Below are 501 nucleotides of genomic sequence, written 5' to 3'. Positions count from 1 at the left end.
TGGATCTACGTCAATATTTAGGACACATTTAAGTTAATTTTTCTTAGTGTGCTTTGAAGCTTATTTGAATATATATGTGAAGGCTTGACATGGAGCCTCTGTGCGTGTGGTGATTTGCGAAAGACGAAAGGTTAGTAAAACACATTTCGCCAGGCAAAAGCCTACCACACGCACCTCTCCAAGTAAAGCCGTGCACTTATGTCAATTTGTGCAATTATGCAGCTTGATTATGCGCTAACTCTTCCTTCTCTTGCGGGGTTAGATAACCGATACTACCGTGTATTCTTTTGCGGTTATACCAGCCCTCAATATATTTAAATAACTCTAGCCTCGCAGCGTTGAAATCTAAGTATTGAACGTGATTTACTTCTTCCTTCTTTAAAATCGCATGAAAAGACTCAATACAAGCATTGTCATAGGGGCTTCCCTTGTGACTGAAGGAATGTGTCATCTTATAGCTCTGAATCTTTTCTGCGAAGGAATCACTTGTATATTGTGAAC

1 protein-coding gene is annotated in these 501 nt (G+C 39.5%); it reads right to left on the bottom strand.

Annotated features, from left to right (window positions below; all coding sequences use genetic code 11):
- Nucleotides 1–214 precede the first annotated feature (214 nt).
- Nucleotides 215–501: integrase core domain-containing protein (locus IEX94_RS19525; protein ID WP_188859926.1), on the bottom strand; the 287-nt coding region annotated here is incomplete at its 5' end.

The sequence above is a fragment of the Oceanobacillus indicireducens genome, from assembly GCF_014647195.1.
Classification (GTDB): domain Bacteria; phylum Bacillota; class Bacilli; order Bacillales; family Amphibacillaceae; genus Oceanobacillus; species Oceanobacillus indicireducens.
The sequence above is the reverse complement of the archived record's forward strand: the minus strand, read 5'-3'. Positions and strand labels throughout refer to the sequence as shown.